The organism is Leifsonia sp. C5G2, assembly GCF_013359685.1.
Taxonomy (GTDB): Bacteria; Actinomycetota; Actinomycetes; order Actinomycetales; family Microbacteriaceae; genus Leifsonia.
Genome location: NZ_JABFMV010000029.1, coordinates 1 through 12,396, shown reverse-complemented (window position 1 = coordinate 12,396; position 12,396 = coordinate 1). Strand labels below are relative to the sequence as shown.

Here is a 12,396-nt window from a genome sequence, read left to right as displayed (position 1 = left end):
GGCCGTCGCTGTCGCGGTGGGCAAGTACGGGGGTGAGGACCCCATTCTCCTTGATCGACTGCACGAACGCGGGGGTGATCGGGGCGGAGGGGCGCAGCGGACGTCTGAACACTTGAGTGGGGGTGCTCAGATCGCAGGTGAAGCCGATCAGAGTGGCGACGCCAAAGCCGTCCGACTCAGCTACTGATCAATACAACGCTGTCTTGAGCAAGATCACCAGGAGACCGAAGAGAGCGCTTGTCAGTGCTGCGGCTACGCAGGCCCACCATGGTCGAGAGCGAAGCCAGAGGACGAGGTAGCCCAGTAGCGCAAGCATGACAACGGCGAACCAGAGGGCGACTGATATTCCGGCATCGACCGGCATCGCACCGAACGCCGCCAGCAGTAGCGGGATAGATGGGATGATGGCCGCCTCAAGCATCCCGCTCGATTCCTTCAGCGATTGTCCGATCGAATCACGTATCCGGTCCCTGATGTGGTCAGCGTGGCCGTGGGACCCGAGTGCAGTCGAATAGACGTGGGCCACCCAGAAAACGATTACGGTGACGACGGCGAAAATGAGCACCTGCCACGCTGAACTTGACTTCTTGAGCCCAATCGACGTAGCAGCAACGACGCTCGCGTAGACGATCGTCCCGTAAATAGCTGCCGGGGTGCCGATGTGCCGCCACAACGTGCGGCGTGCATCGTCTGTCGGGGCACTCCCCGGTTGGCTCAGTGAGCCACGATCGGTCATGGGTCACATCATGTGTTCGCGCTTCCGGTGTGGCAAGAGCAGAGTTCGCGTCGACCCGGACTGCTGAAGTGAGGGCTGCGCAGGATCTCTCACAGTTCGAGTGGATACGCTGAGTCCAACAGGGGAGGTCGGATGAGTGGAGCGCTGCACAGCGTGCGTGTCGTGCCCGTCTTCTTTCTCGTTCTCGTCGCTGCGGTGCTCGCCGGCATCGGGTTCGGACACTGTTCCGATGCTGCACACGTGAACCTGAGCGCTTCGTGGTCACAGCAGGTGGGCGTAGGCGACACGAATCCCGATAACAGCGGTGCCGAATTCTGTGCGGCACTGTGCGCCACGGCCGGTGCTGCCACCCCGGTTCACGATTCGACGGTCGCGGTTGAGACACTTCTCGAGACCGCGCACCCGGCGCCACCCGCGGTCGCCATTCCACAACACGAGTCGCCGACGGCGCCGTCACGGTTGGGCCTGCTGGGCATACTTCGAATCTGATCACCTTCCGTTCCGCGATTCTGCAGGCGCACGCCCACGTTCGGCGAGCCGCGTACTCGATGGTTTGTGAAGGTGAAGATGGACGATTATTGGACTAATGCTCTGTGGTCTCTGACGCCAACGGTGCTGGTGGGACTCATTTTCTGGTTCGCGCTGCGCGCGATTCTCCGCGCCGATCAGCGCGAACGTGCCGCCCACGCACATGAGGACAAGTGGGAGCGCTCCCAGCGCGGGTCGACGGCCGGTTCCGAGCTGGCTGGTAAGCAGGATCCGTCGTGACCGGCGCAACGTCGACGAGATCAGGCTCGACGCGGAGTGCGCTATTCGCGCTTGCCTCTCTTATCATCGCGGCCGTGGTTGCTGCGCTGGCACTGGCGATGCTGACGGTCCGGCCGGACGGGTCGATCTTCAACCCGGGGCCGCTTGTGACATACGGCTTGCCGGCTATGAAAGTTGTCGTCGATCTAGCGGCCGCGGCCACGATTGGCGCGCTGGTAGTTGCAGCCGTCTGCGTGCCCGTCGGGTTGAGGGCATGGGACAGGCTCCTGGATGCGGCACCCTGGTGTTCTGCCGCTTGGCTGGTCGCAAGCTGTGTTGCAGCAGTCATGACGTCGATCAGCCTGACAGGGCCGGTTGAGGCGAACATGCTCGGTTCCAGCCTTGCGCAGTTCTTCACGCAGATTGCGGTCGGCCAGGGTTGGCTAGCTACGATCCTGATGACCGCGACGATCAGTGTCCTGACGTTCGCGGCCCGTGGGCAGACAGGTGTGGCCGCAGCTCTCGTCTTGGCATTGGTTGCGCTTGTTCCACTGGCGCTTCAGGGCCATGCCGCTGGCGCTGGGAACCACGTGGCCGCGACGGTCGCGCTCTGGCTGCATGTCGCGGGAGCGGCGGTGTGGGTTGGTGGTTTGGCCGCGGTGACCTACGCTGCGGCTTTCGACGAGCGCGCGTTCGTGCCGTTGGTGCGTCGCTTCTCGGCGATTGCGTTTGCGGGATTGTGCGCCGTGACCATCTCCGGGATGGCGGGCGCACTCGTCCGTTTGTCGCATCCGGTACAGCTCCTCACGACGGATTACGGTCGGCTGCTGTCTTTGAAGATCGTCGCTCTCCTACTGCTGGTCGGGTTCGGGTGGGCACAGCGTACGTGGGTGATTCGCCGCTTCGGTTCCACGGACATGCCCGCGCTGCGGCGCCGGCTCGTATTCGGATCACTCGTGCTCTGGGAGTTGCTGGTCTTGGGCGTGGCGATGGGAGCAGGAGCAACGTTGTCTCGGACGGAGACCCCTGGTGGTCAGATCCTGTTGGCGACGAAGGCTGAGCAGCTCACGGGTGACCGGATACCACCGGCGCCGGGAATCGCACGGCTCGTTGACACGTGGGTGTTCGACGCCGCGGCTGTCCTCGTCGTGCTGCTCGGCCTCGGCTCTTACCTCTACGGTGTGTTCGCGGCACAGCGAAACGGCGGATGGCCGCGGTCGCGTACGCTCGCCGGGGTCGGCGCCGCCGTTGTCATCGTGTTCGCGTTCTGTTCGCTCCCCGGGGCGTATGCAACGTTCTCGTTCACGGCGTACACGGCATTGCTTGTGTTAGGCGGAGTTCTCGCTGCGGTTCTTGTCGTCGCAGCGCAACCGATTCGGTTGCTTGAGACCGTAGTACGGCTCCGAGGGGACGGTAGCCTCGGCGCGCGCGAGTGGACGAGGTGGGTGCTCGGGAGCCGAGCGATCGAATTGCCCCTGAGGGCGCCGTGGATGTCGGCGGGTGCTCTGGTCGTGTTCCTCGGTACCGTGCTTCTCTCGCCGTGGCTGGGTTGGGCGGTGCAGGATCCTGTGGGTCGAGCGTTCACGACCTTGGTTGTGTTCGGGGTGACGACACTGTTCGCTGCGTCGTTGCTCGGTAAGGCCGACGCTGGACAGCGACTAGTGGTGCAGGTGGTGGGGATCGCGATGATGGTGGTTCTGGCAGCGGGCCTGCTCGCGGTCGTCGTTGCTTTCGTCCCCGGCGGCGTTCTCCCCGCCTGGTATGGGGTGACGTTGCCCGCGCTGGGTGTGACGCCTGCGGTTGATCAACTGATCGGGGCCGTGCTGCTGTGGGCGATCACTGCGGTCGCCGTATTCGTGCTCCTGTTGGTGTTGGGCCAGCGGGTTGTCGAATCTCGATCAGAGGATCCGGGTCCGGGGACGGTCTGAGATGGATGGGCCTGCGTACTTGCCCGACCAGGCGCCGCGCTTGGCGGCCTTCCTGGTGTGGTCCCCACAACCGATTCCTCTGCTCCCGATCGTGGGCGTCGTACTCGCTCTCGCGTATCTATGCGGTGTGTGGCGGTTGCTCCGGCTGCGGCTCGCGTGGCCGTGGTGGCGCACCACGCTCTTCCTGACTGGTTGCGGCGTGTTGGTTGCATTGACGGGGACGGGACTCGAGGGTTACGGCTACCGCATGTTCTCGGTGTTCATGTTTCAGCAGCTCACGTTGATGATGGCGATCCCGCCGCTGCTGATCCTGGGAGCGCCGGGCAAGCTTCTTTTGAAGGCGGCACCAGCGAGGGGGCAGTGGCGATTCATTCGGCGGTTTGCCCTCGTCGGGCTGCGTTCCCGTTTTGCGCGCTTGTTGCTGCATCCGGGCTTCATGGTCCCGCTGTTCCTGATGGTGTTCTACGGCCTCTATTTCAGCGGCTTGGCATCAACACTGCTCGGATCGGTGCTCGGGCACCTTTCACTCGAGGTGGTGTTCTTGGCCGCTGGCATCCTCTTCACAATTCCGCTTATCTCTCCAGACCCATTGCCGCGACGTCAGTCGCACCTCGGACGCCTGCTGGACATGTTCATCGAGATGCCACTTCACGCGTTCTTCGGGGTGATTGCCATGATGGCGACTATCCCGCTCGTGAGCTTCTTCGCGGAGTCGCCGGCGGCCTGGAACATCGATGCGGTTGCTGATCAGCGCATCGCGGGCGCGTTGGCGTGGTCGTATGGCGAACTGCCGTCGCTGATCATCGTTCTGATCCTGCTCTTCGCGTGGGCTTCCGACGATACGCGCCAAGCCGAGGCGGCAGACCGCCGGAAAGATGTGGAGGGCGACGCGGAGCTCGACGCCTACAACGCATGGCTGGCGAGGTTGAATCGCCGCTGACCGAGCTACGGCTTGGTCGTGCGGCGACGGTTGAGCTCCGTGGCGAGCCACAGGCCGCCGCCGGCGAGCAGCAGCACAACGATGATGATCACGACGACGAATGCGATCGGTGCGCCAGATGACGTGTTAGCTGCAGTCGGGGTGCTTGTGGGCGAGGCGACTGCGGAAGTGGTCGGCGCTGCCGAAGGGGTGGGAGTCGACGTCGCGGTGGGAGAGGCCGGAATGGGACCGGCGTAGCTGAAGGTGTAGCTCCCGTCAATGGGGTGCCCGTCGGCAGAGACCGTGCGCCACGAGACGGTGTAATCGCCCTGCTCGGTCATCAGGACAGTCCGCGACAGGGTCCGGTCCTGGATGCGGAGTTCGCCGGTGGTGGCCTCGCGGCCGGTCGGCCCGACTGCCTGAATGACGATGCCCCCTTGTAGGCCGCTCAGTGGCGCCTCGTTGAAGGTCAGCACGATCTGATCCAACTTCTCGGTGACAGTCTGCCCTTGGGCGGGATTGGATTCTGCGAGGGCGTCGTGCGCTTCCGCAGGCGGCGCGGTGAGGCAGTTAGCGACGAAGGCGAGTGCGACCACGGCCAAAAGAGCAAGGATCCTCCACAGGGAACGGCTGGGGTCGGCGGAGGAGCTGGGGGCAGTCATCAATGGTCCCTGGGTTATTCGTGTGCGGAATGCTCGTGGCGGCTGTGCTGTGGCGGCTCGAACTGGAAGGTGGAATGTTCGATGCTGACGTCGAAGTGGCTTGCAACGCAGTCCTGAAGCTTGTCCAGGAGCTCGGGCAGGCGCCCATTCTCGAAGGTATCGGCTTCCACGATGACGTGCGCTGTCAGGACCGGCAATCCGGTCGCGATCTGGGTGGCGTGCAGGTCGTGGATGTCGACCACTTCCGGCAGCTCCAAGACGTGGTTGCGGACCGCGTCCAGGTCCAGCCCGGGAGGTGTGGACTCCAGCAACACGCTCGTGGTTTCCCGGAGCAGTTTAAACGCTCGCGGGAGGATGAGCACGCCGATGAACATTCCGGCCAGCGCGTCCGCGGCGCCCCATCCGGTCAGGCCGATCAGGATTGCAGCGACGATGACGGCCACCGAGCCAAGCGCGTCGTTCATCACCTCGAGGAAGGCGGCGCGGAGGTTGAAGTTCTCGCTTCGGCTGGAGGCCAGGACGGTCAGAGACGCCACGTTGCCCAGAAGGCCGATGATGCCGAAGATCAACAGTTCGGTGGAGGGGATCTCCGGCGGCTCGAACAGCCGGCGGACGCCTTCGATCAACACGAACACGCCAACGGCGAGGAGGACTGCTGCCTGCGCGGTCGCGGCGAGCACCTCAGCGCGTCGGTATCCCCAGGTGCGCTTGTTCGTGGCCGGCTTGGTGCTCAGATATGAGGCCACGAGGGCCATCGCCAGTCCCGCCGTGTCAGTGAGCATGTGCCCCGCGTCGACGAGCAACGCCAGGGAGCCGGTGAGGATCGTGCCGATGACCTCAGCGATCAGGATGACGAAGGTGATGCCGAACGCGATCGACAGGCGAACGCGATGGCGTTTGGCCGCTTCGCCGAAGAGCTCCATTGTGCTGCCGTGGTCGTGGCCGTCCATCCGACCTCCTTTCCTCACGCCCCACCTTACGTCAATACATGTGCATATGTAAACTAGTTAATGTAGTTGAGAACCGTAATCAGAACCGTTCTCGGTACGATGGAGAGTCGAGGAGCGAGTCGTGGACGAACTGACGTTGAACATCGAGAGCGCCGGCGAGCTGGCGGAGGTCTTCCAAGGCCTGGCGTCGCCGACGCGATTGCGCGTGCTTGCTCGGCTTCGGCGGAGCCCATCAAGTGTGACGGCGCTGGCGGAGGAGCTCGAAATCGGACAGGCGACGCTGTCGAACCACTTGCGCATCCTCCGTCAGGCGAAGCTCGTGATCGGCGACCGAGACGGACGCTCGATCACCTACCGGCTGTTCGATGACCACGTCGTCGAGTTCTTCGACCAGGCGTTGTTGCACCTTGGTCACGCTCAGCCGGGCGGCGATTAGTCGCCGAAGAGATCCCCCAGCCAGCCTCCGCGGCGCTTGTTGCTGTAGCCGTTATGGCCGGAGTTACCGTTTCCGGAGTTTCCGTGTCCGCTTTTGCCGTGATGTCCGGATCGGTTCGAGTCGGACCATCCTTGCGGGTCGGTCGGGTTAGCGTAACCCGCTGATGGATTCTGGCTCGCTGAGCGTTCGATGATTTTGTCGAGCTCCCCGCGATCCAGCCAAACGCCACGGCATGTTGGGCAGTAGTCGATCTCGATTCCGGAGCGATCGGAGAGCAGCAGCGTCTCGCCGTCAACGGGACATTTCATGGTTCGTACCCTTCTGGTTGGTATGGTTGCCGGAGCGTAGGGACCTCGTCTGAGAGTCGGCTGACCGCCGCTACCACTCAGATGCGCCCATCAGGCGCCGTTTGCTACGCTTCCCATCAAAGCTGGCCGTTATCGAACTGTGACCGTGGAGGTGACGTGGGCGCGCTGAATCGCGGAGGAATCCGACGCTGGGTCGTCCTCGCCGTTGCATCGCTCACCGTCGTGTTCGCGTTGTTGCTGGCGCACATGTTCGAGGCGGCACATCCGGCTGACGAAGGTGCCGGGCCCGCGGCGTCTGCAATCGTGGACGACGCCGTTTCATCTGTGGGAGACGCCGCAGCTGCCTCGGTCATTTCGTCGGAGAACGGCATCCCTCACGACCAGATGCTTGTATTGGGGTGCGTCCTCGGGCTGGCTGCGGCCGCCCTGGCTCTCGCTTTGTTCGTGAGTTTGCTGCGCCGCGACTACCGCCTGACTCTCTCGCTCGTCGTGCGACGCCTGGGTGCGACATTGACGCTTGAGCGACCCCTTGCGCCTTCTCTGGAATCTCTGGCCATAAGCCGGACCTGAGGACCTCGCGCGCACCCTCGTCGGTGCCCCGTCGTCCTTGTCCGCGCCCGCAATGGGCCGAGTCCGGAAACCCCCGAATGACCTTTTCCCGCCGCGCGCGGCCGGTTCGTCGCGCAACCTTCACTCCAACCCCCATCGAACCCCGGTCTCGCCGCGAAGCCCTCGCGGCCGAACGGAGCCTCCCGAATCCGCGCCAGCGCCGCCGTCCCCGTAGCGGTGGCCAACGTGCCCGCCGCTCCCTGCTGCTGCCCCTTGTAGGAGCCCTATTCGCAATGTCCTTGAGTGTGGCGACGTCCGTCCCCGCCGAGGCCGTACAGCCGGACGGCGCACTCGAAACGATGGCCGACACTATCGTCACCGGCGTACCACAAGCAATCGGAGAGACCGGCGGCGCGCCTGTCCCGGTCAACCGTGACACGCTCGCAGCGACGTCCGAGGCCGAACTCACGGCCGCGGCGCGAACCGACCCGGCCGGGACCCTGGTTGGCAACACGCTTGGGCCCATCCAATGGCCGTTCCCCGGTGACGTCCCGATCAGCGATGGGTATGGGTCGCGCTCTGCGCCCTGCTCCGGATGCTCCAGCAACCACAAGGGCTTGGACATGACCCCCGGCGGTGGCACCAAGATCGGCGCGATCGCCGACGGCGTCGTCCGCTCGGCGGAGGAGTCCGATGTCGGGTTCGGCGTCAACGTGATCATCGACCACCGGGTCAATGGTGAACGATTCGCGAGCCTTTACGCGCACATGCAATTCGGGTCGCTCCAGGTCCGCGCCGGAGACCGCGTTGTCGCCGGCCAGATCATCGGACGGGTCGGCACTACGGGTGCCAGCACCGGCAATCACCTCCATCTGGAGATTTGGGCGAACGGGGAAACACCGATCGACCCGTACTCCTGGCTCCGAGCTCGAGCGAGATGAGCCCGGCCATGTCGAAACAGCCACGTCAGCAGCCTCAACCCACCCGCCGCCTCTCCATCCGGTTCTGGGCCAACACAATCATCATCGCGCTCGCGTTCATCGTCGTGATCGTCATCGTGCTCGTCGGTCGTGCCCAATCGGCGTCGCAACAGGCCGCCGCGCCCGCCGTCACCCGAGCGGACAGCCGGATCCTGCAGAAAGCGACCACGGACAAGGTGACGGTGGTCGAATTCCTCGACTTCGAATGCGAAGCATGCGGGGCCGCCTACCCGGTGGTCGAGCAGTTGCGCGAGCAGTACAAGGGTCGGGTCACATTCATCGCACGCTACTTCCCCATCCCTAGTCACAAGAACGCCATGAACGCCGCGATGGCCGCCGAGGCAGCCGGCCGCCAAGGCAAGTTCACCGAGATGTACTCCAAGCTCTTCCAGACACAAACGCAGTGGGCTGAACGACAAGATGACCAGTCGCCTGCGCTGCGATCGCTGGCCGCGTCGATTGGCCTGGACATGACCCAGTACGACAAAGACATCGCCGACCCGACGCTCCGGATCCGGGTGACCAAGGACCAGGCCGACGGCGTCCAGCTGGGGGTGGCGGGCACGCCAACGTTCTTCCTGAACGGTGAGAAGCTCACACTGACCTCCAAAGAGCAGTTCGCCAGCGAACTGGAGAAGGCGTGGCGGCGATGAGGTTGGGGAATCGCCGCATTCGTCGCCAGATGCTGCGGTTATGGAAGACGCCAAAAGCTCACGAGACCATCCCACCGGCTGTCTATCGGGAGCTGATAGAGGCCGCAACCGCGACTTCCGCTCAACTTCAGGTCTTCCGCCGCAGACCCACCGCCTCTGCAGCGGAGCTCGAAGGACTAAGCGACGACATCGACACGCTCATCCGGATCATCAAGCGTCATCGACCAACCCATTGAATCGAGACAAGCCATGTCCACTCCCACCCGGCCAGTCCTCGTCGCCGCGACAGCGGTCGCGCTGACGGCACCGCTCTTCCTCTCCGGCTGCTCGATCGGGGACACAGTATCCAAACAGGCCCAGAACGCTGCCTGCTCCTTGGTCACGCCGATCACCGACAAGGTAGCCGCCGACATCGATGCCGCCCTGAAGTCGGCGGTACTCGACCCTGCTGCTGCCATCGATCAGCTGAAAGCCGCCCGCACGATTCTGGGACCGATCGCTGACCAAATCCCCGTGGGCGAGCAGAAGACCGCTGTTCAGAACGTGGTCGACACGATCGACCAACTCATTCCCGTGCTGAAGGCCGAGTCCATCGGGTCGACAACGGGCACCAGCTCCGACGTCCTCACCAAGAAGCTCTCCGAACAGATGAAGGCGCTGACCACCCTATGTTGACTAACCAAGCCTCAGCGACGACGAGCGCTCGCGTCGTGAATCGGCGACGATTGGCGCTGCGGACGCTGACCGCGGGCCTTCTCGCGATCGCCGCAGACCAAGCAGCCAAGGGCATCGCCATCCTCACACTCCCGTATGGCCAGCCGATGCCGTCGGTGATCCCAACGGTGGACCTTCGCCTGGTTCTGAACCCGGGTGCTGCATTCGGACTCGGCGCCCGAGTCGGTCCGCTGCTGGCAGCTGGAATCCTCATCATCCTCACCGTCCTCACTGCCTGGATCGTCCGACGCGTGATCCGAGGAGAGAACCCGACCCTGACAGTGTTGCTGGCGATCGCCGTCGGTGGCGGTTGGGGGAACATGGTCGACCGCGCCTTCCGCGGCGAGCACGGAGTTCTCAGCGGTGCCGTCGTCGACTACTTCTCCATCAGCTGGTTCGCCATCTTCAACCTCGCCGACGTCCTCACCGTCGGCGGCATCGCAGCAGCCTTGCTGGTCGCGACGCTCCAACACCGCCGAACCCAGAGCCCTGTCATCGACGCCTCGGCCGACCAGAGCGCGGTGGCCGGCTCATGACCGACGTCCTGTCCGCGCTCTCGACAGTGGCGCTCTACGTCGCAATGGGCTTGTACACCGCCTCCTTCGTGGTCTTCTCCACCGACCTGGCCAGACGCGGAGCCGACGCGACAGCGACCGTCCCCAGCGTGGTCGCGCGGCGCACTGCGGCGACACTGCCGAGCACCGCGCTCGTGATCGGCGAAGAGCCCGCCGATCTCCCAAAGTCCTCGACAGATGCACCTACTCGTGCTGCCCGCAGCGTCCTCCGCTGGGCGTTCGGGCTGACGATCGCGGGCTTCGCGTTCCATTTCGTGGCAACAGGGTTGCGCGGGATCGCCGCTGCCCGGGTCCCGTGGGCGAACATGTGGGAGTTCTCGATGACCGGCACGCTGGTCATCATCGGCGTCTTCCTGGTCGCCAACCTGAAGTGGGACATCAAGTACCTCGGCACGTTCATCGTCGGCCTGGTGCTGGTGCTCCAGGGGATCGCGCTCCTGCGGTACTACGTCCCGGTGGTCCCGCTGCAGCCGGCGTTGCAGTCGTACTGGCTGGTGATCCACATCATCGTGGCCGTGCTGGGCACGGCGTTCTTCGCTCTCGGGTTCGCGTTGTCCGGGCTGCAATTGCTGCAGTACCGGCGTGAGCGGCAGGTAGCGGAGTCGCGTCCGCAACAGTTCAAGTTCCTGGCCACTCTCCCCAGTGCTGTCGCTCTGGAGAACCTGGCCTACCGGATCAACATCGTCGGCTTCATCGCCTGGACATTCACGCTGATCGCCGGAGCCATCTGGGCCTCCGCGGCCTGGGGGCGCTATTGGGGCTGGGACACCAAGGAGGTCTGGACCTTCATCATCTGGGTGATCTACGCCGGCTACATCCACGCCCGAGCGACCCGCGGCTGGCGCGGATCGCGCTCCGCCTGGCTCGCGATCATCGGCTTCGCGGCGGTGCTGTTCAACTTCGGCATCGTCAACGTCTTCTTCAAGGGCCTCCACACCTACTCGGGTCTCTAGAGCCGCCGCGCAGAACGGAATAGTACAGCGATGCGTTAATTCATGCTTCGCTGTACGCTCATGTAATGAGCATCGCTACACCGGCGGCGACCATCACGCACACCGCCGCTCTCGCCCGCTTCGGACACGCGCTGTCTGACACCACCCGCGTGGGCATCCTTCTGGCCCTGCGGGAGGCGCCGGCATACCCCTCTGACCTCGCGGATGCCCTAGACGTGAGCCGTCAGGTCATGTCGAATCAGCTGGCCTGTCTACGCGGCTGCGGCCTTGTCGAGGCGATCCCAGATGGCCGCCGTACCTGGTATCGGCTCGCCGACGGACACATCGCCCCTGCACTCGACGAGCTACTTCGCGTGGTCCTCTACATTGAGCCCGGCTGCTGCGAGGGTGCGGAGTGCAACTGCGCATGACGACGACAACCGCACTCACTGATTCCCGCCGCGACCTTTTGCATCGTCGGATCCGATGGATCGTCTCGGTCACGATCGGGTACAACCTCGTCGAAGCCGTCGTGGCGATCATCGCAGGTAGCGCCGCATCTTCGGCCGCACTGGTCGGCTTCGGCCTGGACTCCACCATCGAGGTGCTTTCCGCGGTGGCAGTCGCATGGCAATTCACCGAAAAGACCCGGAAAGATGGGAGAAAGGCACCCTGCGGGTTATCGCTGTGGCCTTCTTCGCGCTTGCGGTCTACGTGACTGTGAATTCGGTGCTCTCCCTTGTCGGCGCGGTCGATGTTAAGCACTCGGTTGTCGGGATGGTTCTCACTGCACTCAGCGTCGTGATCATGCCCTTCCTTTCACTCGTCGAGCGCCGCGCCGGGCGGGAACTCGGCTCTGCGACCGCTGTCGCCGACTCGAAGCAGACACTGATCTGCACATACCTTTCGGCGGCCGTCCTGATCGGGCTGCTCTTGAACACCGCCTTTGGCTGGTGGTGGGCAGACGCGATCGTGGCCCAGGTCATCGCGATCTTTGCCGTTCGTGAAGGTCTCGAGGCGTGGAAGGGCGACGCCTGTGCGACGTCCGTCGGGATGGTGCTTGAGGGCCCAAGCGAGCACGATCGCTAGCTGACCCGGAACGTCCCCTCCGTTAGCGGTGGTCGAGCGCCCGAAATGGTACTGGCGTTGAGCACAGTCGATCGCTTGCAGGTGACCTCACACGACATAAGCACTCAGGGGCGTCGGAGGTCGCCGCTGAAGTGCTCGTGCGTCTATTGGCTGAACGAGGCGTGGAGCCGCCTCCGGCGGCGCTGCCTTTGACGGTTTGTGTGTCTTTCCGCCGCCCG

General features: G+C 64.1%; 16 protein-coding genes and 1 pseudogene. 13 read left to right on the top strand and 4 right to left on the bottom strand.

The features are described from left to right. Positions 1-187 precede the first annotated feature (187 nt). Complete coding sequence (locus HNO83_RS20030; RefSeq protein ID WP_175339297.1) at positions 188-736, bottom strand: hypothetical protein; 549 nt, start codon at positions 734-736, stop codon at positions 188-190. Between the two features lie 132 nt (positions 737-868). Between HNO83_RS20030 and HNO83_RS20025 the strand changes: the two genes are divergently transcribed. The 4 genes from HNO83_RS20025 (at position 869) to HNO83_RS20010 (ending at position 4,351) form a co-directional block, all read left to right on the top strand. Next, positions 869-1,225 (top strand): hypothetical protein, encoded by a 357-nt coding sequence (locus HNO83_RS20025; protein ID WP_175339296.1) that lies wholly within the window; start codon positions 869-871, stop codon positions 1,223-1,225. A gap of 78 nt (positions 1,226-1,303) precedes the next feature. After that, a complete protein-coding gene (locus tag HNO83_RS20020) occupies positions 1,304-1,504 on the top strand; it encodes a hypothetical protein (RefSeq protein WP_175339299.1) in 201 nt (66 codons plus the stop codon). Further along, positions 1,501-3,411: a cytochrome c oxidase assembly protein gene (locus HNO83_RS20505; protein WP_175339295.1), complete on the top strand. Its 1,911-nt coding sequence runs from the start codon at positions 1,501-1,503 to the stop codon at positions 3,409-3,411. Before HNO83_RS20020 ends, HNO83_RS20505 begins: the two co-directional genes overlap by 4 nt. Positions 3,412-3,451: 40 nt before the next feature. Then, the gene (locus HNO83_RS20010; protein WP_249776892.1) at positions 3,452-4,351 is read left to right on the top strand and encodes a cytochrome c oxidase assembly protein; all 900 of its coding nucleotides are present in this window, start codon (positions 3,452-3,454) and stop codon (positions 4,349-4,351) included. Positions 4,352-4,356: 5 nt separating this feature from the next. On the opposite strand, the gene HNO83_RS20005 is transcribed toward HNO83_RS20010, so the two are convergent. Together HNO83_RS20005 and HNO83_RS20000 are read right to left on the bottom strand one after the other, a co-directional pair. Further along, the gene (locus HNO83_RS20005; RefSeq protein WP_175339293.1) at positions 4,357-4,992 is read right to left on the bottom strand and encodes a copper resistance CopC family protein; all 636 of its coding nucleotides are present in this window, start codon (positions 4,990-4,992) and stop codon (positions 4,357-4,359) included. A gap of 14 nt (positions 4,993-5,006) precedes the next feature. Then, on the bottom strand, positions 5,007-5,942 hold the full coding sequence (locus HNO83_RS20000; protein WP_175339292.1) for a cation diffusion facilitator family transporter: 936 nt from the start codon (positions 5,940-5,942) through the stop codon (positions 5,007-5,009). Positions 5,943-6,063: 121 nt separating this feature from the next. On the opposite strand from HNO83_RS20000, the gene HNO83_RS19995 reads away from it, so the two are divergent. Continuing rightward, positions 6,064-6,378, top strand: coding sequence for an ArsR/SmtB family transcription factor (locus tag HNO83_RS19995; RefSeq protein ID WP_258045883.1), 315 nt, complete (start codon positions 6,064-6,066; stop codon positions 6,376-6,378). Here HNO83_RS19995 and HNO83_RS19990 read toward each other — a convergent pair. Continuing rightward, a complete protein-coding gene (locus HNO83_RS19990) occupies positions 6,375-6,686 on the bottom strand; it encodes a TFIIB-type zinc ribbon-containing protein (RefSeq protein WP_175339291.1) in 312 nt (103 codons plus the stop codon). The genes HNO83_RS19995 and HNO83_RS19990 overlap by 4 nt on opposite strands. 156 nt (positions 6,687-6,842) lie before the next feature. Here HNO83_RS19990 and HNO83_RS19985 point away from each other — a divergent pair, with 156 nt between their 5' ends. From HNO83_RS19985 to HNO83_RS19950, 8 genes and pseudogenes are all read left to right on the top strand, one after another. Next, entirely contained in the window at positions 6,843-7,256 is a 414-nt protein-coding gene (locus HNO83_RS19985; RefSeq protein ID WP_175339290.1) for a hypothetical protein, read from the top strand. Between the two features lie 272 nt (positions 7,257-7,528). After that, positions 7,529-8,176, top strand: coding sequence for a M23 family metallopeptidase (locus tag HNO83_RS19980; protein WP_175339289.1), 648 nt, complete (start codon positions 7,529-7,531; stop codon positions 8,174-8,176). 8 nt (positions 8,177-8,184) lie between these two features. Next, positions 8,185-8,868: a DsbA family protein gene (locus HNO83_RS19975; protein ID WP_175339288.1), complete on the top strand. Its 684-nt coding sequence runs from the start codon at positions 8,185-8,187 to the stop codon at positions 8,866-8,868. Between the two features lie 249 nt (positions 8,869-9,117). Next, the gene (locus tag HNO83_RS19970; protein ID WP_175339287.1) at positions 9,118-9,543 is read left to right on the top strand and encodes a hypothetical protein; all 426 of its coding nucleotides are present in this window, start codon (positions 9,118-9,120) and stop codon (positions 9,541-9,543) included. Between the two features lie 50 nt (positions 9,544-9,593). After that, the gene (locus tag HNO83_RS19965) at positions 9,594-10,118 is read left to right on the top strand and encodes a signal peptidase II (RefSeq protein WP_175339286.1); all 525 of its coding nucleotides are present in this window, start codon (positions 9,594-9,596) and stop codon (positions 10,116-10,118) included. Beyond that, entirely contained in the window at positions 10,115-11,110 is a 996-nt protein-coding gene (gene ccsB, locus HNO83_RS19960) for a c-type cytochrome biogenesis protein CcsB (RefSeq protein ID WP_175339285.1), read from the top strand. Before HNO83_RS19965 ends, ccsB begins: the two co-directional genes overlap by 4 nt. A gap of 65 nt (positions 11,111-11,175) precedes the next feature. Next, positions 11,176-11,520: an ArsR/SmtB family transcription factor gene (locus tag HNO83_RS19955; RefSeq protein ID WP_175339284.1), complete on the top strand. Its 345-nt coding sequence runs from the start codon at positions 11,176-11,178 to the stop codon at positions 11,518-11,520. Next, positions 11,517-12,178 (top strand): annotated as a pseudogene (locus tag HNO83_RS19950) (cation efflux transmembrane domain-containing protein). The gene HNO83_RS19955 and the pseudogene HNO83_RS19950 overlap by 4 nt, the downstream one beginning before the upstream one ends. The last annotated feature ends 218 nt before the right edge of the window (positions 12,179-12,396 follow it).